Consider the following 17,852-nt stretch of genomic DNA (forward strand, 5'->3'; position numbering starts at 1 on the left):
ATGGGCGCGTCATCGTTAACGACCTTCGCGAGCAAGCTCGCTCCTACAGTTATTTTTTGCGTAATCAGAAATCCACGCTCACCCCGACACTCACCCCCTGCTGGGTAAAGTTGTCATCCTTCCTCACGTTATAGGCCGCATTCAGCGCCAGGTCCTTGGTCACCTTGTGGCTAATCCCCAGGTTCAAGCGATCCGAATTACTGCGTGGCGTGTAGCCGTCCAGTTTGAAATCGATCCCCGGCACGCTGTTGAGTGACATGCCCACCCGCTGCGTATCGTTTTCAAACTCGTGCTCATGGGCCACTTCGCCAAACACCAGGGTTTGCGGAGTGAAGCGGTAGTTGGCTTGTAATCCGATTCCCAGGCGCTTGGAGTCGCGCTGTTGGTCATCAAAGGTCAGCGCGGTGGAACGGGCATCTTTCTCCGAATAACCATTCACCTCGACCCGAGAGTAATCGGCGCTGATGAAGGGCGAGAAGTGCCATTCGCTATTCGGCTCGGCGATGTCATACCCCACGCGCGCGCTCAAGGCCCATAGCCAGCCGTCAGTGTCGCCTTTCTCGGTGCCTTCGCTGATTCCCAGGGCGAACTTGCGCTTGAGGTTGTCGAAGTCCAGTTTGCCGCCGGTCAACGCGGCGTCGGCCCACCAGTGATCTTCCTGATACTGGGCGAACACGGTGCCCAGGTAGCTGTTGAGCTTGTAGTCCGAATCGCTGGCGCCGGCCTCAAGGCTCTGGCGATAGAAGCCTGCTGCCACACCCACGCGCCAGGCCTCGTTGAGTCGGTAGCTGCCGCCTATGTTCAGGTTGTAGCCGCTGCCGTCACCGCTGGCTGAACTGCTTTGATCATCGAAGTCCAGGTGCTGGCCGCCGGCGGCGACGATCGCTCGCCATTGGCCCACGGCCTGCCAGTTACCCGAGTCGGCTTGCCATTGGTTACGCAATTCATCCTGATGGGCGCGCAAGGTGCCCTGGGCCATTTCCGGGAGCAGGGTTATTTCCCAAGGGGCGGCGAGCAGCGAGTAGGCGTAGTCGGCGATCAGTTGCTGGCCGGCCTCGGTCGGGTGGACGGTGTCGTTGTAAATCAGCTTGGTAGGGTCTGGGTTGGTACCGCCGACGCCATACACGGGGTTCCGGCAGGTGGTGCCGCTGAAGCAGGTCTGGTTGAGGTTCTGGTTGGTGGCAAAGCCAAAGCGCCCGGGGTCGGCGAAGGTTTCCTTGAGCAGCAACGGAATGTTCAGCGGGATGATTTGCGCATCGATTTGCGACAGACGCTGCACCAGAGTCTGGTTGAACACGCCGGCCAACGCGCTGACCGTCCCTTGGAGCGGCGTGCCATTGACGGCAGGTGTCAGGCCCAGGTCCGGCAGCATCCACACCATTACATATCGGGCGCCAGCCTGTTGCAGAGCCTCGGCGCTGTTGGCCAGGCGACCGGCTGCGGCCGAGGCTTGACCGGGGCTGAGGACCAGGCCGTCGAGGAAGTCATTCCCGCCGCCGGAGAGAAAGTACAACGCGTTGGGGTCGGCTCGGCCGCCCGTGGATGCCAGGTATCCGGGGCGCGTACGCAACACCTGCCCGGTGTCGCTATCGGTGACGGTGGAGTTGCCGGTGATGGCATCGGAGATCTGCTGGGTGGTGTAGCCGCCGACGGCCCAGTTGTTGCCGTCTGCCTGGCCTTGCGCGGCGCGCTCCGGCGAGGTGGATGCGTTCAGGTCGGCTGCCGCCACTCCCAGCTTGCCGCCCAATAATGTCGAGGAAATCAGCGAAGTGCTTTCGCCGCTGCCGTCGAAGTACTGCGGGCCGGTGCGGTTGGTGAAGCGATAGGTTGAGCCCGGTGCCCCAGGGTCGGCGAATGTCCCGGCATCGGCCAGGCTGTCGCCGAATACGATCATGGTCGAGTAGGGCGACGGCGCGGCGAACGCTTGGGAGCAAGCCAGGGTTAGCAGGCAGCCGACGAGTGGAGCGAAACAAGGGGTCTTGGTCATGAGTCCGTCCATGCTTTTGTTTTTTTATCAGCACTGTGACTGTAGCGACCTTCCAAGGGTTCTGAAAAAATTGACGCCAATTATCGGTCGGGCACTTACGCCCGTATTTGCGGCGCCATATTGCACCGCTGGCGAGGCTACGTTACTGTGCTTGGACGTATGAATGAGACCCTCCCCGTGTTGATCATCAGCAAACTCTTGATGCGAGTAGTCAAGGCACACGCCCGTTGGCGTTGGCGCGCCTAACTTTTCTCTACCGGCCACGCCGGACCTGTACCGATTTGCCTTCTTCACCCTTTGTTCGACGCCCCTTGCCGGCCAACCCCGGCAACCGGAAAGTGCGTCTGGCAGCGGGTCACTCCCTTGGAAGGCCGTCATTAGAAGTCAGTGAATTCAAGAGGTTTTAACCCACATGTTGCTGATGATTGATAACTACGACTCCTTTACCTACAACGTTGTGCAGTACCTGGGCGAGCTCGGCGCCGAGGTCAAGGTAGTGCGCAACGACGAATTGAGCGTGGCGCAAATAGCCGCGTTGAACCCTGAACGCATCGTCGTTTCCCCAGGCCCGTGCACGCCGACCGAAGCCGGCATCTCCCTCGAAGCCATCAAATATTTCGCCGGCAAGCTACCGATCCTGGGCGTTTGCCTGGGCCATCAGTCCATCGGCCAGGCCTTCGGCGGCGACGTAGTTCGCGCCCGCCAGGTGATGCACGGCAAGACCAGCCCGGTGTTCCACAAGGACCAGGGCGTATTCCACGGTTTGAACCTGCCGGTGACGGTAACCCGCTACCACTCGCTGGTGGTCAAGCGTGAAACCCTGCCCGAATGCCTTGAGCTGACGGCCTGGACCCAACTGGAAGACGGCTCCGTCGACGAGATCATGGGCCTGCGTCACAAAACACTGAACGTCGAAGGGGTGCAATTTCACCCGGAATCGATTTTGACCGAGCAGGGCTACGAGCTGTTCGCTAACTTTCTCAAGCAGAGCGGCGGCACGCGCTAAGGACTTTTCATGGATATCAAGACTGCCCTGAGCCGTATCGTCGGCCATCTGGACCTGAGCACCGCTGAAATGAGCGATGTGATGCGCGAGATCATGACCGGTCAATGCACCGACGCACAGATTGGCGCGTTCATGATGGCAATGCGCATGAAGAGCGAGAGCATCGACGAAATCGTCGGCGCCGTGTCGGTGATGCGTGAGCTGGCCGACAAGGTCGAACTCAAGACCCTCGATGGTGTGGTCGACGTGGTCGGCACCGGCGGCGATGGTGCGAACATTTTCAACGTGTCGACGGCGGCATCCTTTGTAGTGGCAGCTGCTGGCTGCACGGTGGCCAAACACGGTAACCGCGCGGTGTCGGGTAAAAGCGGCAGTGCCGATTTGCTGGAGGCCGCAGGTATCTACCTCAACCTGACCCCGGTACAAGTGGCGCGTTGCATCGATAACGTCGGCATCGGCTTCATGTTCGCCCAGTCCCATCACGGCGCAATGAAGCACGCCGCCGGCCCGCGCAAGGACTTGGGCCTGCGTACCCTGTTCAACATGCTCGGCCCGCTTACGAATCCGGCCGGTGTGAAGCACCAGGTGGTGGGCGTGTTCAGCCAGGCGCTGTGCCGGCCATTGGCCGAAGTCTTGCAGCGCCTGGGCAGCAAGCACGTGCTGGTGGTGCACTCCAAGGATGGCCTGGACGAGTTCAGCCTGGCCGCACCGACCTTCGTGGCGGAGCTGAAGGACGACCAGGTCACCGAATATTGGGTCGAGCCTGAAGACCTCGGCATGAAAAGCCAGAGCCTGCACGGCCTGGCGGTGGAAAGCCCGGCGGCCTCCCTTGAATTGATTCGCGATGCCCTGGGGCGTCGCAAGACCGAAAACGGCCAGAAAGCCGCAGAAATGATTGTGCTCAATGCCGGTGCGGCGCTGTATGCCGCGGATCACGCCTACAGTCTTAAAGAGGGTGTTGCCCTCGCTCATGATGCATTGCATACCGGGCTGGCGCGCGAAAAGCTCGAAGAACTGGGTGCGTTTACTGCGGTGTTCAAAGTGGAGAATGAAGGATGAGTGTTCCGACCGTTCTGGAGAAAATCCTGGCCCGCAAGGCGCAAGAAGTCGCTGAGCGCCGCGCCCGGATCAGCCTGGCTGAGCTGGAAGGCCTGGCGAAAACCGCTGATGCACCGCGCGGGTTTGCCAATGCGCTGATCAAGCAGGCCAAGGAAAAGCAGCCGGCCGTTATTGCTGAAATCAAAAAGGCTTCGCCGAGCAAGGGCGTGATTCGCGAGATCTTCATCCCTGAAGACATTGCCAAAAGCTACGAGAAGGGCGGCGCGACGTGCCTCTCGGTGTTGACCGATATCGACTTCTTCCAGGGCTCCGACCTGTACCTGCAGCAAGCGCGTGCCGCGTGCTCGCTGCCGGTGATCCGCAAGGACTTCATGGTCGACCCCTACCAGATCGTCGAAGCCCGTGCGTTGGGCGCCGATTGCGTGCTGTTGATCGTCTCCGCGCTGGATGACGTGAAGATGGCCGAGCTGGCGGCCGTGGCCAAAAGTGTTGGCCTCGACGTGCTGGTGGAAGTGCACGACGGTGATGAACTGGAACGTGCGTTGAAAACCCTCGACACACCGTTGGTGGGCGTCAACAACCGCAACCTGCACACTTTTGAAGTCAGCCTGGAAAACACCCTCGACCTGTTGCCGCGTATCCCGCGTGACCGGTTGGTGATTACCGAAAGTGGCATCGTCAATCGTGCCGATGTTGAACTGATGGAAATCAGCGGCGTGTACTCGTTCCTCGTCGGCGAAACCTTCATGCGTGCCGAGAACCCGGGGGCTGAATTGCAGCGCCTGTTCTTCCCGGAGCGTGGCGTCGCCGTCAGCGGTTCGACCCTGGATTGATGATGACCCAGCCGGTGGCGATGACGGTCGAGGCAGGCCTTAAGGCCGAGCAGGATTTGCTCGCCGCTGTCTGCGCGGGTGAGCAGTCGTTCGGTCTGCTGTTCTGGCAGCCCAGCGATCAAGCGTTGGTGATGCCCCGTCGTTTGAGCCGCCTTCCGGCATTCGAGACCGCCAGTCAGGTGTCGGCAGATGCCGGTTGGCCGGTGCTGCTGCGGGAAACCGGCGGTGAGCCGGTTCCGCAATCGGCAGCTACGGTCAATATCGCGCTGGTCTACGCGCCACCGCGCAGTGAAGGTGACCAGGGCCGCATCGAAACCGGCTACCAGCGTTTGTGCCAGCCGATTTGCGACCTGCTTATCGAACTGGGTGGCAATGCATCGGTGGGCGAGATTGACGGAGCCTTTTGCGACGGTCGCTACAACGTCAACCTGGATGGCCGCAAAATGGTCGGCACTGCCCAGCGCTGGCGCCAGAGTGGCGGGCGCCCGGTGGGGTTGGTGCATGGTGCGTTGTTGCTGGATGATGATCGCGTCGAGTTGATCGCCGCGGTCAATCGCTTCAATGAAGCGTGTGGTCTGGAACAACGGGTGCGCGCCGAAAGCCACATCGCCCTGCATGAAGCCTTTGCTGCGCCAGACGCGATTGCCCGGCTCGATACGTTATACCGCCAGATGCTCGCGAGCTTCCTCCCGGTTTAACGGGTACCGAAGACCACCATGGTCTTGCCTTTGACATGCACCAGGTTGCGTTCTTCCAGGTCCTTCAGCACCCGGCCAACCATTTCCCTCGAGCAACCGACGATACGCCCGATCTCCTGACGGGTGATCTTGATCTGCATCCCGTCGGGATGGGTCATGGCATCCGGCTGCTTGCACAGTTCCAGCAGGCAGCGGGCAACCCGGCCGGTGACGTCGAAAAAAGCCAGGTCGCCGACTTTGCGCGTGGTGTCTCTCAGGCGCTGGGCGATCTGGCCGCTCAAGGCGTACAGGATGTCGGGATCCTGCTGGGCCAGTTCGCGAAACTTCGCATAGCTGATCTCGGCAACTTCGCACTCGACCTTGGCCCGCACCCAGGCGCTGCGCTCCTGTTCCTTGCCCGCTTGCTCGAAAAGTCCGAGCTCGCCGAAGAAATCTCCGGTATTGAGGTAGGCGATGATCATTTCGCGGCCATCGTCATCCTCGATCAGGATGGTGACTGAGCCTTTGATAATGAAGAACAGGGTTTCCGAACGCTCGCCCGCGCAGATGATGTTGTGCTTGGCCGGATGACGCCGGCGCTGACAATGCATCAACAGTTTGTCGAGGTTCTTGATTTTGGGTGTGGGAGTAATAGCAACCATGGTTGTATCCCGAAAAGACTGCACGGTGTTGTTGAGCTTGTTTTTTTGGTCAGCGCGATCAACGGTTGAGTTATGTCACCCAATGGATGGCAATGCGCCATTGATTTGGCGCCAGCTTAACAGACACATTCTGACTCCATTAGGGAATTTACCCCGTAATCGCTGCTGATGATCGCTTTCATGGGAAACGCTGAGGTCCCAAGGCCCTGTGCTAAGCTGGCGACCCTTTTTTAGCAGTGGAGTCTGGGCGATGAAGGCACGCATCCAATGGGCGGGCGAAGCCATGTTCCTCGGTGAGTCGGGCAGTGGCCATGTTGTGGTCATGGACGGCCCGCCGGAGGCCGGTGGCCGCAACCTGGGCGTACGCCCGATGGAAATGCTCCTGCTCGGTGTAGGCGGTTGCAGCAATTTCGACGTGGTCAGCATCCTGAAGAAATCCCGCCAGGCGGTGGAAAGCTGCGAAGCGTTCCTGGAAGCTGAGCGTGCGACCGAAGACCCGAAGGTGTTTACCAAGATCCACATGCACTTTGTCGTCAAGGGCCGGGCGCTGAAAGAAGCCCAGGTCAAGCGTGCCATCGAGCTGTCGGCTGAGAAGTATTGCTCGGCCTCGATCATGCTGGGCGCTGCGGGTGTTGTCATCACTCATGACTACGAGATCATTGAGTTGGGCTGATCGTTGATTGGCAGGCAAAAAGAAAGGGCGCTTTAAAAGCGCCCTTTTTTTTGCGCCATGCGGGACTGTCAGATGCGGTAAGTGCTCTTGGTCATGACCTTGGCCAACAGGCTCATGCCAAACTTCACCGGAGCCGGGAAGCGGAAGCCGCCCGCGTCCAGCGCGCTTTCGGCGTGATGTTCTTCATCAATGCGCATCTGCTCAAGAATCGCCCGGGACTTTTCGTCTTCAGCCGGCAGTTGCTCAAGGTGTTCATTGAGGTGCTTGCACACCTGATGCTCGGTGGCAGCCACAAAACCCAGGCTGACTTTGTCGCTGATCAGCCCGGCTACCGCGCCGATACCAAACGATAAGCCGTAGAACAGCGGATTCAGCACGCTTGGGTGGCTGTTCAACTGGCGGATGCGTTGCTCGCACCAGGCCAGGTGGTCGATTTCTTCTTCGGCGGCGTGTTCCATCGCGGCGCGCACTTGCGGCAGCTTGGCGGTCAGGGCCTGGCCTTGGTACAGCGCCTGGGCACAGACTTCACCGGTATGGTTGATGCGCATCAGGCCAGCGACGTGGCGGGTGTCGGTCTCGCTCATCTGCGCTTCGGGCTGCACGATGGCGGGCGACGGACGGTGCGGTTGACCACTGAATGGCAACAGCGTGCGCATGGCCGTGTCGGCTTGCAGCAACAGGCGATCAATCGGCGAGTAGTGACGTTGGGTAGTCATGCTGACCTCCGGGAAGAATCTCGGCGGCCAGTTTACCGCAAGAGAGGGGGAAGCGTTTGCGCTGGGTCAAATTGCTTGTGTGGCGAGGGAGCTTGCTCCCGCTGGAGCACGCAGCGCTCCCGGTTTTGTGCGGCCGCTACGCGACCGAGCGGGAGCAAGCTCCCTCGCCACAGGTAGTGCTCAGCCCGGCGGCCAGTTCATCTGGCGCTGACCCAGCACGTGCATATGGATGTGATAAACGGTTTGCCCGCCGTCTTCATTGCAGTTCATCACCACACGGAAGCCCTTTTCGCAGCCTTGCTCAACCGCCAGGCGTTGGGCGGTGAACAGGATATGCCCGGCCAGTGCCTTGTCTTCCTCGGTGAGGTCGTTAAGGGTGCGGATCGGCTTTTTCGGGATCACCAGGAAATGCACCGGAGCCATTGGCGCGATGTCGTGGAACGCCAGGACCTGGTCATCCTCGTAGATGATCTTCGCGGGTATTTCTCTGTTGATGATCTTGGTGAACAGAGTATCCACAGCTGTTTCTCCATTGTGAAAGTGCAGGGTGAGTGTACTCAGGCGATCAGCGCGGGCAATAGGCCTTGTTGATCGCACCGGCGATTTTGCGGGTCAGCCAGCGCGGGCTCAGGCGCGGGCTGAACGCCAGCCAGCGATTACGCCGGCCCGGAATGATGATGGCTTTGTTCTTGGCCAGGGCGCGCACGGTGTAAAGCGCGACTTCTTCCGGGCTCATCAGCTGTTGGCTGCGGTCCAGCTTGGCGGTGTCCATTTGCGCGGTGCCGAAGAATGCGGTGCGGGTCGGGCCCGGGCAGAGCACGGAAACCTTGATGCCGCAGGTCTTCAGTTCCTCGCGCAAGCCTTCGGAGAAGTGCAGCACGTAGGCCTTGCTGGCGTAGTACGTGCTCATCCACGGCCCTGGCTGGAAGGCCGCCACCGACGCGACGTTGAGAATCTGCCCGCCGCCGTGCAGGGCCATGGCATTGCCGAGTGCATGGCACATGCGGGTCAGGGCCAGGATGTTGACTTCCATCAGGTCCTGTTCGGTCATCCAGTCCTGTGCCAGGAACGGGCCGCTGGTGCCGATGCCGGCGCAATTGACCAGCAGGTCGATCTGCCGCTCGCCTTCCTCAAGCTCCAGCAGGAACCCCGACAGCCGCAAGGGTTCACCGAGGTCGCAGGCACGGAACAGCACTTCGACGCCGAAGCGTTGAGTCAATTCGATTGCAATGCTTTCCAACTGATCACGCTGGCGGGCCACCAGAATCAAGCTGCGGCCGCGACGGGCCAGTGCTTCGGCCAAGGCCAGGCCGATGCCGCTGGAGGCACCGGTGATCAGAGCGTAACGGGTCATGCGTTTCTCCATCGCAACGCTACCGGGCCTGTGACAGAGGCGTCACAGGCGTCGGGCGTTTTTCACTGTTGCGTAGAGTCTACAGGTTCGGCTGTGTCGTCAGCACTTTGCACGTCGACTTCATCGACGGTGGTGGCCTGGTCGCTGTCGTCATCGGAGTTGATGGAGCTGCTTTCGTAGCTGCCGCCTACGTCGCTTTCCAGTTGGTCCAGGTAGCCGCTCATGCCCACTAGCACTGCGCCGGCAAAGACCAAAGGAATGAATGCCAGCCACAGGGCGGACAGGATTTTTACCGCGGTAGAGTTGCGCGGTGGTGGCGCGCCGTACTGGTTGGCGCCGGTGTTGCCTGGGAGAACCATCAGCAGAATCGGGAAGATGCTGCCTACGAAGGGCACCAAGTGCAGGAACCACAGCCAGCCGGACCAGCCCAGGTCATGCAGGCGCTGCACGGTGATCTGCACGCTGACCCACACAGCGGCCACGAGCAGCGCAATCCCCACCAGGAAGCCAATGACCATGGCAATCGTCGGAGACACCGCGGCGATGCCCAGCCCGACAGTGAAGAACGCGCCTGAGATAAGGAGCATCACCACGCTCAACACCAGCGTCCACGCCAGGAAGCGCAGGCGTCCGATACGCCCGTTGACGGTGAACACTTTAAGGGTGGAAAACTCCGGCAGGTTCTCGCCGACGGCTGCCCGGGGCGGGGCGTAAGGCGAAGCGGCGGGGCGGGTGTAATCAATGGAGCTGCCGGAGTCCGTTTCGTGTGTTTCGGCAAGGCTGAAGGCGACGGGCTGCTCTTCTTCTATGCGCGCATCGACCCCGGCGTTTTTCAGCGCTTGCAGATAGGTCTCTGCATCGGCGCGAGAAAGGTCACGCTTCAGGGCGACCGGGCGGCCGGTAAAGAGTTTTTCGATCGCTTCAACGTCGCTTTTGAACAGTTCGGCGAGATTCAGCTTGGCGGTGGTGCTCTCGACACCCGGGAGCAATGCGCCATCAAACACAATCTTGAAACGGTTGTCGCTCATGCGGGCATCCTTGTCACTTGAATGGGGGAAGCCTGCTTTGATCAGCAGGCGTTACATCGCGGGTCAGCGTGGCCAGCGTGCCGGCAGTTGTGCCGCGTGCTCGAGCGCCTTGCGGTATTCGGCATCCAGGCGGGCCACGAGTTCATCGACGCTGGGCAAATCATCAATCTCACCGACACCCTGGCCGGCGGACCACACGGTCTTCCAGGCTTTGGCTTCGTCGTTGAGTGGCTTGAGCTTGGAGCCGAAATTGACTTCGCCCTTGCCTTGCAGCGCGGCAAGGTCGAAACCGGCGTTTTCCAGGCTTTGGCGCATGAAGCTTGCGGGTACACCGGAGACGGCTGGAGTGTGCACGATGTCGGCGGCGCGCGATGTGAGCAGCATCTCTTTATAAGCATCCGGGGCGTGGCTTTCGGTGGTGCCGATAAAGCGGGTGCCGAAATAGGCCAAGTCGGCACCGAGCAACTGCGCCGCGAGGATCTCGTGGCCGTGGTTGAGGCAACCAGCGAGTAGCAGGGTCTTGTCGAAGAACTGACGGATTTCTGCAATCAGCGAGAACGGGCTCCAAGTGCCGGCGTGACCACCGGCGCCGGCTGCAACGGCGATCAAACCGTCGACGCCAGCCTCAGCGGCTTTCTCTGCATGGCGCCGGGTGGTGACATCGTGGAATACCAGGCCGCCGTAGCTGTGTACGGCGTCCACCAATTCTTTTACCGCGCCCAGGCTGGTGATGACGATCGGCACTTTGTGCTCGACGCAGATCGCCAGGTCAGCTTCCACGCGCGGATTGCTGTTGTGCACGATCAGGTTGACCGCATAGGGCGCCGGGTTGTCCAGCAGCGCCAGGCCCGCTTCGATCTCTTCCAGCCATGCCTTGAAACCGCTGCTTTCCCGTTGGTTGAGGGCAGGGAAGCTGCCGACGATTCCGTTACGGCAGCAGGCCAGAACCAGTTGCGGGTTGGAAATCAGAAACATCGGCGCAGCCACTACAGGCAGGCGCAGACTGTGTTCGAGCGAAGCGGGCAGCGACATTGGAAGTACCCCGAGTAATAGAGACTAGAACGGTTTAACCACGACCAAAATTACGATAGCCAGCAATATCAGAACTGGCACTTCATTGAACCAGCGATAAAAGACATGGCTGCGGGTGTTTTCGCCACGGGCAAAACGTTTTACCTGCGCGCCGCACATGTGGTGGTAGCCAATCAGCAGTACTACCAGAGTCAACTTGGCGTGAATCCACGCACCGGATTGAAAGATGGCGGGATTGAGGTAGATCAGCCAGCCGCCGAACACCAGGCTGGCAATCATCGCCGGCCCCATGATGCCGCGGTAGAGCTTGCGCTCCATTACGCTGAAGCGTTCCTTGCTGACGGTGTCCTCGCTTTGGGCGTGGTAGACGAACAGGCGCGGAAGGTAGAACAGCGCGGCAAACCAGCAAACGATGCTGACGATATGGAAGGCTTTTACCCATAGATAAAGCATTTTTAGTTATTCCCAGGTTCACGGTAGCTGAAGATAGTAGTGGCTCAAGCGTATACACGTCACGTTGACGGTTGTCGCAGGACGATACGGACCCTATTATCGACGGCTTTCCAGTGGGTTCGTTGAGGGCAGGTTTATGGTCAAGGTCGGTATCGTCGGCGGCACGGGTTACACCGGTGTCGAATTGCTGCGTCTGTTGGCTCAGCATCCGCAAGCTGAGGTGGTGGTGATCACCTCCCGATCCGAGGCCGGCCTTGCTGTGGCCGACATGTATCCGAACCTGCGAGGCCACTACGACGGCCTGGCGTTCAGCGTGCCGGACATCAAGACCCTGGGTGCCTGTGATGTGGTGTTCTTCGCCACGCCCCACGGTGTTGCCCATGCCCTGGCGGGCGAGTTGCTGGCGGCGGGCACTAAGGTGATCGACTTGTCGGCCGACTTCCGCCTGCAGGACGCCGATGAGTGGGCCAAGTGGTACGGCCAGCCTCACGGTGCGCCGGAGTTGCTGGAAGAAGCGGTGTATGGCTTGCCGGAAGTCAATCGCGAGCAGATCAAGCAAGCGCGCCTGATCGCGGTACCGGGTTGCTATCCAACCGCTACGCAGTTGGGTTTCCTGCCATTGCTGGAAGCCGGGTTGGCGGACGCGTCGCGGCTGATTGCTGACTGCAAGTCGGGCGTCAGCGGTGCTGGCCGTGGGGCTGCTGTAGGCTCGCTTTACTCCGAGACGTCGGAAAGCATGAAAGCCTATGCGGTAAAAGGTCATCGTCACTTGCCGGAAATTCGCCAAGGGCTGCGTCGCGCTGCAGGTAAAGATGTCGGCCTGACGTTTGTGCCACACCTGACGCCGATGATCCGCGGGATCCACTCCACGTTGTATGCGACAGTCGTCGATCGTTCGGTGGACCTGCAGGCGCTGTTTGAAAAGCGTTATGCCAATGAGCCGTTCGTCGATGTGATGCCGGCGGGCAGCCACCCGGAAACCCGCAGCGTACGTGGCGCCAACGTGTGCCGTATCGCGGTGCACCGTCCACAGGATGGCGATCTGGTGGTGGTGTTGTCGGTGATCGATAACCTGGTCAAGGGGGCTTCGGGCCAGGCTGTGCAGAACATGAACATCCTGTTTGGCCTGGATGAGAAGCTGGGCCTGTCCCACGCGGGCATGCTGCCGTAAGTTTTCTGCTGTCGCGCAAAGGCCCGTTGATCGGGCCTTTCGTGTTTTTAATGGCCGCTGCGCAGATTGATATACCGTAACAATAGTTGACCGCTTTTCTAGGAGAAGCGGATAATGCCCGCCATCACGCATATGGCGGCGCTACGCCGGGAGATTATCAGCATGAGCGTTGAATCCTTCACCCCCACGGCTTTGCAATTCACCCACGGTGCTGCGCACAAGGTGAAGAGCCTGGTCGATGAAGAGGGTAATGATCGCTTGAAGCTGCGCGTATTTGTTACGGGCGGCGGTTGTTCAGGGTTTCAGTACGGTTTCACCTTCGATGAAGACGTGGCCGATGACGACACCATCGTTGAGCGCGAGGGCGTAAGCCTGGTCGTCGATCCGATGAGCTTCCAGTACCTGGCAGGAGCCGAGGTGGACTATCAGGAAGGTCTGGAAGGTTCGCGCTTCGTGATCAAAAACCCGAATGCCACTACTACCTGTGGTTGCGGGTCTTCGTTCTCGATCTGATCGAAAGCGGATGTAAAAACGCCGCTTGGCCTTGATAGGGTCAAGCGGCGTTTTGCTGTGTGGGATTCAGGCCGGGTAGATCGCGCCGAGTACGCGAAGGCCGCGGGCGCCGGTCACGCTGGGGCGATTGGCGGCGATGCCTTCGAGGCAGCAATGGGCCAGCCAAGCGAAGGCCATGGCCTCGACCCAGTCGGGGTCCACGCCGTAAGTGGCGGTGCTGCTGACTTGGGTGGCCGGGAGAAGTGCGCTGAGGCGGCTCATCAAGGTTGCGTTGTGGGCGCCGCCGCCGCAGACCAGCAGGGTTTCGGTCTGTGGTTGTGCGGTTTGCAGGGATTCGACGATGGTCAGGGCGGTCAGTTCAAGCAGCGTGGCTTGCACGTCTTGGGCAGCGAATGGCGGTAACCGTCCCAGGTGATGCTCGAGCCATCCCAGGTTGAAGACCTCGCGGCCAGTGCTTTTTGGCCCTTTGGTCACGAAGAACGGATCGCTGAGTAACGCCTTGAGGAGTTGGGGTTCAACTTTCCCGCTGGCAGCCCACTGGCCATCGCGGTCAAAGTTCTCGCCGCGCTGCTGGTGAATCCAGGCATCAAGCAGGACGTTGCCCGGGCCGCAGTCAAAGCCAGAGACCGGCTTGCCAGCCTCGATCAAGCTGAGATTGCTGAAACCGCCGACATTCAGCACGGCGCGGTTGCCCGCCCGCTCACCAAACAATGCCTCATGAAAGGCGGGGACCAGCGGCGCGCCTTGGCCACCTGCGGCGACATCACGGCTGCGGAAATCACTGACGACGGTGATTCCGGTCAACTCGGTGAGCAGCGCCGGGTTGCCGATCTGCACGGTAAAGCCACGGGCCGGTTCGTGGCGAATGGTTTGGCCGTGGCTGCCAATCGCTCGAATGTCTTGGGCTTTGAGTTTCTGCTGATCCAGCAGGGCGTGAATGCCTTGGGCGGCAAGTGTCACCCAGTTGTGCTGGGCGATCGCCGAGCGGGCAATCTCGTCCGGGCCGCTGGCGCAAAGGCCGAGCAGCTCGGAACGCAGGGACTCAGGCATGGGGATGTAGTGAGTGGCGATCAGCTTGATCGCCGGCTTCAACTCGATCAGCGCGATGTCCAGGCCGTCAAGGCTGGTCCCGGACATCACGCCTATATAGAGCGACATGGCTTAGCGTTTCGCCGAGGCCAGGAGGGTAGAGCGCTCCTGGTCCATGCGGGCCATGAGTGGCTGGCTCTGCTGCAGGAAGCGGGCGCGCTCGGCCTTGGCGATTGGATCAGCCATCGGCAGCTTTTGACCCAGTGGGTCGACGTGCACACCGTTGACCTGGAACTCGTAGTGCAGGTGCGGGCCGGTGGACAGGCCGGTGGTGCCGATATAGCCAATCACCTGGCCTTGCTTGACGTTGCCGCCAGTCTGGATGCCTTTGGCAAAACCTTGCATGTGGCCATACAGCGTTCGGTAGGTGTTGCCGTGCTGGATGATCACGGTGTTGCCGTAGCCGCCACGGCGACCTGCCAGCAATACCTTGCCGTCACCAGCAGCCTTGATCGGCGTGCCGCGTGGAGCTGCGTAGTCGACGCCTTTGTGAGCGCGAATTTTGTTCAGAATTGGATGCTTGCGACCCATCGAGAAACGCGAGCTAATACGGGCGAAGTCAACCGGAGTACGGATGAAAGCCTTGCGCATGCTGTTGCCGTCGGCGGTGTAGTAGCTGCTGTTGCCTTGTTTGTTGGTGTAGCGCACGGCGGTGTAGGTCTTGCCACGGTTGGTGAACCGCGCAGAAAGGATATTGCCGGTGCCGACGACCTTGCCGTTGGCGACCTTTTGCTCGTAGATCACGTCGAATTCGTCGCCCTGGCGAATGTCCTGGGCGAAGTCGATGTCGTAGCCAAACACGCTGGCCATGTCCATGGTCATGCTGTGGGACAAGCCGGCGCGGGCGGCGGATTGCGACAACGAGCTATTGATCACGCCGTGTACATAGGCGGAGCGCATCACTGGCTTGGTGGTGATGCGATTGAACGCAAAGCCCTTGGCGCCCTTGGTCAGCGTGATGCTTTCCAGGTCGCTGACATTGCTGTGCAGGTTGTTCAGCTGGCCATCGGGCGCCAGTTCAAATTCGAGCTTCTGGCCATGCTTGAGCTGGGTGAACTGCTTGGCCTGCTTGTCGCTTGCCAGCACATCGTTGACCGTCGCGGCTGGGAGGCCGACCTTTTCGAACAGGGTCGAAAGGGTGTCGCCCTTGGCAACAATGACTTCCCGGTGTAGCGGATTCTTGGGGGCTTCTACCGCAGGCTTAGCCTGTGCGGTCTCTTTAGTGTCTTCAGCGCTGTCTTCGATCTGGGCAAACGGCGATTCTGCTGCGCCATTTGTGGCTTGCAGTGCGTCGGAAGCGTCTTGATCTTGTGTCAGTTGCTCAACCGGACTTTCCAGGTCAAGGCTCAGTGTCGTTCGTTTGGCTTCTACATCGCTGGAAGGAAATACCAGGAGTGCCAGGCTCAGAAGGGCGGCGATCCCACTTGCGGCGAGCAGGTGGGTCTTCGGGTAAAGCGGCGGCGCCTTAGACGGTTCTGTGGTCATAAGTAATTTTGACTTTGAAAAGATGAATTGGAAAAGATGAATGACATGATGAAGATGAAATAACTGTATAAAATATAACCAAATCATCTGTGGCGCAAGCTTGCGAACGCTGGGCTTGCTGAACGGTGTCCGTGCGCAGGGCAAAACTTGTAATTAGTCCCTGATCTTGTATGGTTGGTTCCCTTTTGAATCTGAGCCTTGCGGGTCTGTTATGAAGTCGGTTGAAGAGCAGCTAGCGCTGATCAAACGTGGTGCGGAAGAACTGTTGGTCGAAGCTGAGCTGATCGAAAAGCTCAAGCGTGGCCAACCCCTGCGTATTAAGGCCGGCTTTGATCCGACAGCGCCGGATCTGCACCTTGGGCATACGGTGCTTATTAATAAGCTGCGCCAGTTCCAGGAGTTGGGGCATCAGGTGATCTTCCTTATAGGTGACTTCACCGGGATGATCGGCGATCCGAGCGGCAAGAGCGCTACGCGTCCGCCGCTGACCCGTGAGCAGGTTCTCGATAATGCCGAGACCTACAAAACCCAAGTCTTCAAGATTCTCGATCCGGCCAAGACCGAGGTGGCGTTCAACTCCACCTGGATGGATCAGATGGGGCCGGCGGACTTCATTCGTCTGACGTCCCAATACACCGTTGCTCGCATGCTCGAGCGCGATGACTTCGATAAGCGCTACTCCACCAATCAGCCGATCGCGATCCACGAGTTCCTGTACCCGTTGGTCCAAGGGTATGACTCGGTGGCATTGCGTGCCGATGTCGAGTTGGGCGGGACCGATCAGAAGTTCAACCTGCTGATGGGGCGCGAGCTGCAGCGTGCGTATGGGCAAGAGGCTCAGTGCATTCTGACCATGCCTTTGCTGGAGGGGTTGGATGGCGTCAAGAAGATGTCCAAGTCCTTGGGTAACTACGTTGGTATCCAGGAGGCGCCGGGTGTGATGTACGGCAAGCTGGTTTCGATTCCGGATGCGCTGATGTGGCGTTACTTCGAGCTGCTGAGCTTCCGCTCGATGGATGAGATCAATGCATTGCGTGCCGAAGTGGAAGCTGGCGCGAATCCGCGGGACGTGAAGATCAAGCTGGCGGAAGAGATTGTTGCGCGCTTCCATGGTGAAGAGGCTGCTGCCAGCGCTCACCGTGCCGCGGGTAACCGCATGAAGGATGGCGAGCTGCCGGATGATCTGCCTGAGGTTGAATTGACTGCTGCCGAGGCGATGCCGATTGCTGCTGTCCTTAATAAGGCAGGCCTGGTGAAGAACGCGGCAGTGGCGCGCGACCTTCTGGGTTCCGGCGGTGTACGTATAGATGGTGAGGTTGTTGATCGCACCTTTATATACGAGCTGGGCGCGACGCACGTATGCCAGGCCGGCAAGAAGGCATTTGCGCGTATTACGCTTAAATCCGAATAAACCTGAAATTAACTGTTGACGGCGATTTATATCTGTCTATAATTCGCCCCACTTCCGGCGCAGTCGAAACGGAAAACTCCTTGGTAAACAAAGAGTTATGTAGGTTTCGACAGCGAGCTGCTTCAGATCATCGAAGCCCAGAAGGAGTTAGTAAGGCGGTGTTGTTTGGCCCTATTAACGGTTCGATCTTCTCGGTCGAAAGCGGAGAAAAAGAGGTGTTGACAGCAGCGTGTAACGCTGTAGAATTCGCCTCCCGCTAACGAGGGATCGGAAGCGCAAGTGGTTGAAGTTACAAAGGAAACTTTGAAAACTTCTTAAAAAAACTGCTTGACAGCAACGGAGGCTGCTGTAGAATGCGCGCCTCGGTTGAGACGAAAGATCTTAACCAACCGCTCTTTAACAACYGAATCAAGCAATTCGTGTGGGTGCTTGTGGAGTCAGACTGATAGTCAAYAAGATTATCAGCATCACAAGTTACTCCGCGAGAAATCAAAGATGTAACCAACGATTGCTGAGCCAAGTTTAGGGTTTCTTAAAAACCCAAAGATGTTTGAACTGAAGAGTTTGATCATGGCTCAGATTGAACGCTGGCGGCAGGCCTAACACATGCAAGTCGAGCGGTAGAGAGAAGCTTGCTTCTCTTGAGAGCGGCGGACGGGTGAGTAATGCCTAGGAATCTGCCTGGTAGTGGGGGATAACGTTC

The 17,852-nt window shown here is 59.3% G+C and carries 18 protein-coding genes and 1 rRNA gene; 9 read left to right on the plus strand and 10 right to left on the minus strand.

Translation table 11 applies throughout. The annotated features are described in order from the left end of the window. Positions 1-64 precede the first annotated feature (64 nt). Positions 65-1,987 (minus strand): esterase EstP, encoded by a 1,923-nt coding sequence (gene estP / locus AU074_RS30745; protein ID WP_076017910.1) that lies wholly within the window; start codon positions 1,985-1,987, stop codon positions 65-67. A gap of 412 nt (positions 1,988-2,399) precedes the next feature. Between estP and AU074_RS30750 the strand changes: the two genes are divergently transcribed. From AU074_RS30750 to AU074_RS30765, 4 genes are read left to right on the plus strand one after another with little or no spacing between them, the layout of a single operon-like run. Beyond that, the gene (locus tag AU074_RS30750; protein ID WP_076017911.1) at positions 2,400-2,993 is read left to right on the plus strand and encodes an aminodeoxychorismate/anthranilate synthase component II; all 594 of its coding nucleotides are present in this window, start codon (positions 2,400-2,402) and stop codon (positions 2,991-2,993) included. 9 nt (positions 2,994-3,002) lie between these two features. Next, positions 3,003-4,052 (plus strand): anthranilate phosphoribosyltransferase, encoded by a 1,050-nt coding sequence (trpD, locus tag AU074_RS30755; RefSeq protein ID WP_076017912.1) that lies wholly within the window; start codon positions 3,003-3,005, stop codon positions 4,050-4,052. Continuing rightward, positions 4,049-4,885, plus strand: coding sequence for an indole-3-glycerol phosphate synthase TrpC (gene trpC / locus AU074_RS30760; RefSeq protein WP_076017913.1), 837 nt, complete (start codon positions 4,049-4,051; stop codon positions 4,883-4,885). The genes trpD and trpC overlap by 4 nt, the downstream gene beginning before the upstream one ends. Before the next feature lie 2 nt (positions 4,886-4,887). Beyond that, positions 4,888-5,583 (plus strand): lipoate--protein ligase family protein, encoded by a 696-nt coding sequence (locus AU074_RS30765; protein WP_076017914.1) that lies wholly within the window; start codon positions 4,888-4,890, stop codon positions 5,581-5,583. On the opposite strand, the gene crp is transcribed toward AU074_RS30765, so the two are convergent. Next, positions 5,580-6,224, minus strand: coding sequence for a cAMP-activated global transcriptional regulator CRP (gene crp / locus AU074_RS30770; protein ID WP_017476332.1), 645 nt, complete (start codon positions 6,222-6,224; stop codon positions 5,580-5,582). The two genes, AU074_RS30765 and crp, sit on opposite strands and share 4 nt — an antisense overlap. Positions 6,225-6,474: 250 nt before the next feature. Here crp and AU074_RS30775 point away from each other — a divergent pair, with 250 nt between their 5' ends. Continuing rightward, positions 6,475-6,897 (plus strand): OsmC family protein, encoded by a 423-nt coding sequence (locus AU074_RS30775; RefSeq protein WP_003194686.1) that lies wholly within the window; start codon positions 6,475-6,477, stop codon positions 6,895-6,897. Positions 6,898-6,965: 68 nt separating this feature from the next. Here AU074_RS30775 and coq7 read toward each other — a convergent pair whose 3' ends face one another. The 6 genes from coq7 to hemJ form a co-directional block, all read right to left on the minus strand. Then, positions 6,966-7,613, minus strand: coding sequence for a 2-polyprenyl-3-methyl-6-methoxy-1,4-benzoquinone monooxygenase (coq7, locus tag AU074_RS30780; RefSeq protein ID WP_076017915.1), 648 nt, complete (start codon positions 7,611-7,613; stop codon positions 6,966-6,968). A gap of 180 nt (positions 7,614-7,793) precedes the next feature. Continuing rightward, positions 7,794-8,132, minus strand: a complete 339-nt coding sequence (locus AU074_RS30785) for a histidine triad nucleotide-binding protein (protein ID WP_003210943.1) — start codon at positions 8,130-8,132, stop codon at positions 7,794-7,796. Positions 8,133-8,178: 46 nt separating this feature from the next. Beyond that, complete coding sequence (locus AU074_RS30790; protein ID WP_010167219.1) at positions 8,179-8,967, minus strand: SDR family oxidoreductase; 789 nt, start codon at positions 8,965-8,967, stop codon at positions 8,179-8,181. A 62-nt stretch (positions 8,968-9,029) separates the two neighbouring features. Next, positions 9,030-9,995 (minus strand): DUF805 domain-containing protein, encoded by a 966-nt coding sequence (locus AU074_RS30795; protein WP_076017916.1) that lies wholly within the window; start codon positions 9,993-9,995, stop codon positions 9,030-9,032. 63 nt (positions 9,996-10,058) lie between these two features. After that, positions 10,059-11,027 (minus strand): nitronate monooxygenase family protein, encoded by a 969-nt coding sequence (locus tag AU074_RS30800; RefSeq protein WP_076017917.1) that lies wholly within the window; start codon positions 11,025-11,027, stop codon positions 10,059-10,061. A 24-nt stretch (positions 11,028-11,051) separates the two neighbouring features. Beyond that, the gene (hemJ, locus tag AU074_RS30805; protein WP_017476328.1) at positions 11,052-11,480 is read right to left on the minus strand and encodes a protoporphyrinogen oxidase HemJ; all 429 of its coding nucleotides are present in this window, start codon (positions 11,478-11,480) and stop codon (positions 11,052-11,054) included. A 136-nt stretch (positions 11,481-11,616) separates the two neighbouring features. Here hemJ and argC point away from each other — a divergent pair, with 136 nt between their 5' ends. Together argC and erpA are read left to right on the plus strand one after the other, a co-directional pair. After that, positions 11,617-12,651: an N-acetyl-gamma-glutamyl-phosphate reductase gene (gene argC, locus AU074_RS30810; protein ID WP_010206935.1), complete on the plus strand. Its 1,035-nt coding sequence runs from the start codon at positions 11,617-11,619 to the stop codon at positions 12,649-12,651. 162 nt (positions 12,652-12,813) lie between these two features. Continuing rightward, on the plus strand, positions 12,814-13,164 hold the full coding sequence (erpA, locus tag AU074_RS30815; RefSeq protein ID WP_003176443.1) for an iron-sulfur cluster insertion protein ErpA: 351 nt from the start codon (positions 12,814-12,816) through the stop codon (positions 13,162-13,164). A gap of 66 nt (positions 13,165-13,230) precedes the next feature. Here erpA and AU074_RS30820 read toward each other — a convergent pair whose 3' ends face one another. Together AU074_RS30820 and AU074_RS30825 are read right to left on the minus strand one after the other, a co-directional pair. Then, on the minus strand, positions 13,231-14,322 hold the full coding sequence (locus AU074_RS30820; protein WP_076017918.1) for an anhydro-N-acetylmuramic acid kinase: 1,092 nt from the start codon (positions 14,320-14,322) through the stop codon (positions 13,231-13,233). A gap of 3 nt (positions 14,323-14,325) precedes the next feature. Beyond that, positions 14,326-15,738, minus strand: coding sequence for a peptidoglycan DD-metalloendopeptidase family protein (locus AU074_RS30825; protein ID WP_076017919.1), 1,413 nt, complete (start codon positions 15,736-15,738; stop codon positions 14,326-14,328). A gap of 211 nt (positions 15,739-15,949) precedes the next feature. Between AU074_RS30825 and tyrS the strand changes: the two genes are divergently transcribed. Both tyrS and AU074_RS30840 read left to right on the plus strand, forming a co-directional pair. Beyond that, positions 15,950-17,149, plus strand: coding sequence for a tyrosine--tRNA ligase (gene tyrS / locus AU074_RS30830; protein ID WP_076017920.1), 1,200 nt, complete (start codon positions 15,950-15,952; stop codon positions 17,147-17,149). A 552-nt stretch (positions 17,150-17,701) separates the two neighbouring features. Further along, positions 17,702-17,852: ribosomal RNA gene (locus tag AU074_RS30840) — 16S ribosomal RNA — on the plus strand; the annotation flags it as partial.

It is taken from the genome of Pseudomonas sp. ATCC PTA-122608, assembly GCF_001952855.1.
Classification (GTDB): domain Bacteria; phylum Pseudomonadota; class Gammaproteobacteria; order Pseudomonadales; family Pseudomonadaceae; genus Aquipseudomonas.

Excerpts from the sequence above, each read along its gene's own strand:
- AU074_RS30825 (WP_076017919.1), bottom strand. The coding sequence starts at position 15,738 with ATGACCACAGAACCGTCTAAGGCGCCGCCGCTTTACCCGAAGACCCAC.
- trpD (WP_076017912.1), top strand. The coding sequence starts at position 3,003 with ATGGATATCAAGACTGCCCTGAGCCGTATCGTCGGCCATCTGGACCTG.
- argC (WP_010206935.1), top strand. The coding sequence starts at position 11,617 with ATGGTCAAGGTCGGTATCGTCGGCGGCACGGGTTACACCGGTGTCGAA.
- erpA (WP_003176443.1), top strand. The coding sequence starts at position 12,814 with ATGAGCGTTGAATCCTTCACCCCCACGGCTTTGCAATTCACCCACGGT.
- AU074_RS30750 (WP_076017911.1), top strand. The coding sequence starts at position 2,400 with ATGTTGCTGATGATTGATAACTACGACTCCTTTACCTACAACGTTGTG.
- trpC (WP_076017913.1), top strand. The coding sequence starts at position 4,049 with ATGAGTGTTCCGACCGTTCTGGAGAAAATCCTGGCCCGCAAGGCGCAA.
- coq7 (WP_076017915.1), bottom strand. The coding sequence starts at position 7,613 with ATGACTACCCAACGTCACTACTCGCCGATTGATCGCCTGTTGCTGCAA.
- AU074_RS30775 (WP_003194686.1), top strand. The coding sequence starts at position 6,475 with ATGAAGGCACGCATCCAATGGGCGGGCGAAGCCATGTTCCTCGGTGAG.
- tyrS (WP_076017920.1), top strand. The coding sequence starts at position 15,950 with ATGAAGTCGGTTGAAGAGCAGCTAGCGCTGATCAAACGTGGTGCGGAA.
- AU074_RS30765 (WP_076017914.1), top strand. The coding sequence starts at position 4,888 with ATGACCCAGCCGGTGGCGATGACGGTCGAGGCAGGCCTTAAGGCCGAG.
- hemJ (WP_017476328.1), bottom strand. The coding sequence starts at position 11,480 with ATGCTTTATCTATGGGTAAAAGCCTTCCATATCGTCAGCATCGTTTGC.
- estP (WP_076017910.1), bottom strand. The coding sequence starts at position 1,987 with ATGACCAAGACCCCTTGTTTCGCTCCACTCGTCGGCTGCCTGCTAACC.
- AU074_RS30820 (WP_076017918.1), bottom strand. The coding sequence starts at position 14,322 with ATGTCGCTCTATATAGGCGTGATGTCCGGGACCAGCCTTGACGGCCTG.
- AU074_RS30790 (WP_010167219.1), bottom strand. The coding sequence starts at position 8,967 with ATGACCCGTTACGCTCTGATCACCGGTGCCTCCAGCGGCATCGGCCTG.
- crp (WP_017476332.1), bottom strand. The coding sequence starts at position 6,224 with ATGGTTGCTATTACTCCCACACCCAAAATCAAGAACCTCGACAAACTG.
- AU074_RS30795 (WP_076017916.1), bottom strand. The coding sequence starts at position 9,995 with ATGAGCGACAACCGTTTCAAGATTGTGTTTGATGGCGCATTGCTCCCG.
- AU074_RS30800 (WP_076017917.1), bottom strand. The coding sequence starts at position 11,027 with ATGTCGCTGCCCGCTTCGCTCGAACACAGTCTGCGCCTGCCTGTAGTG.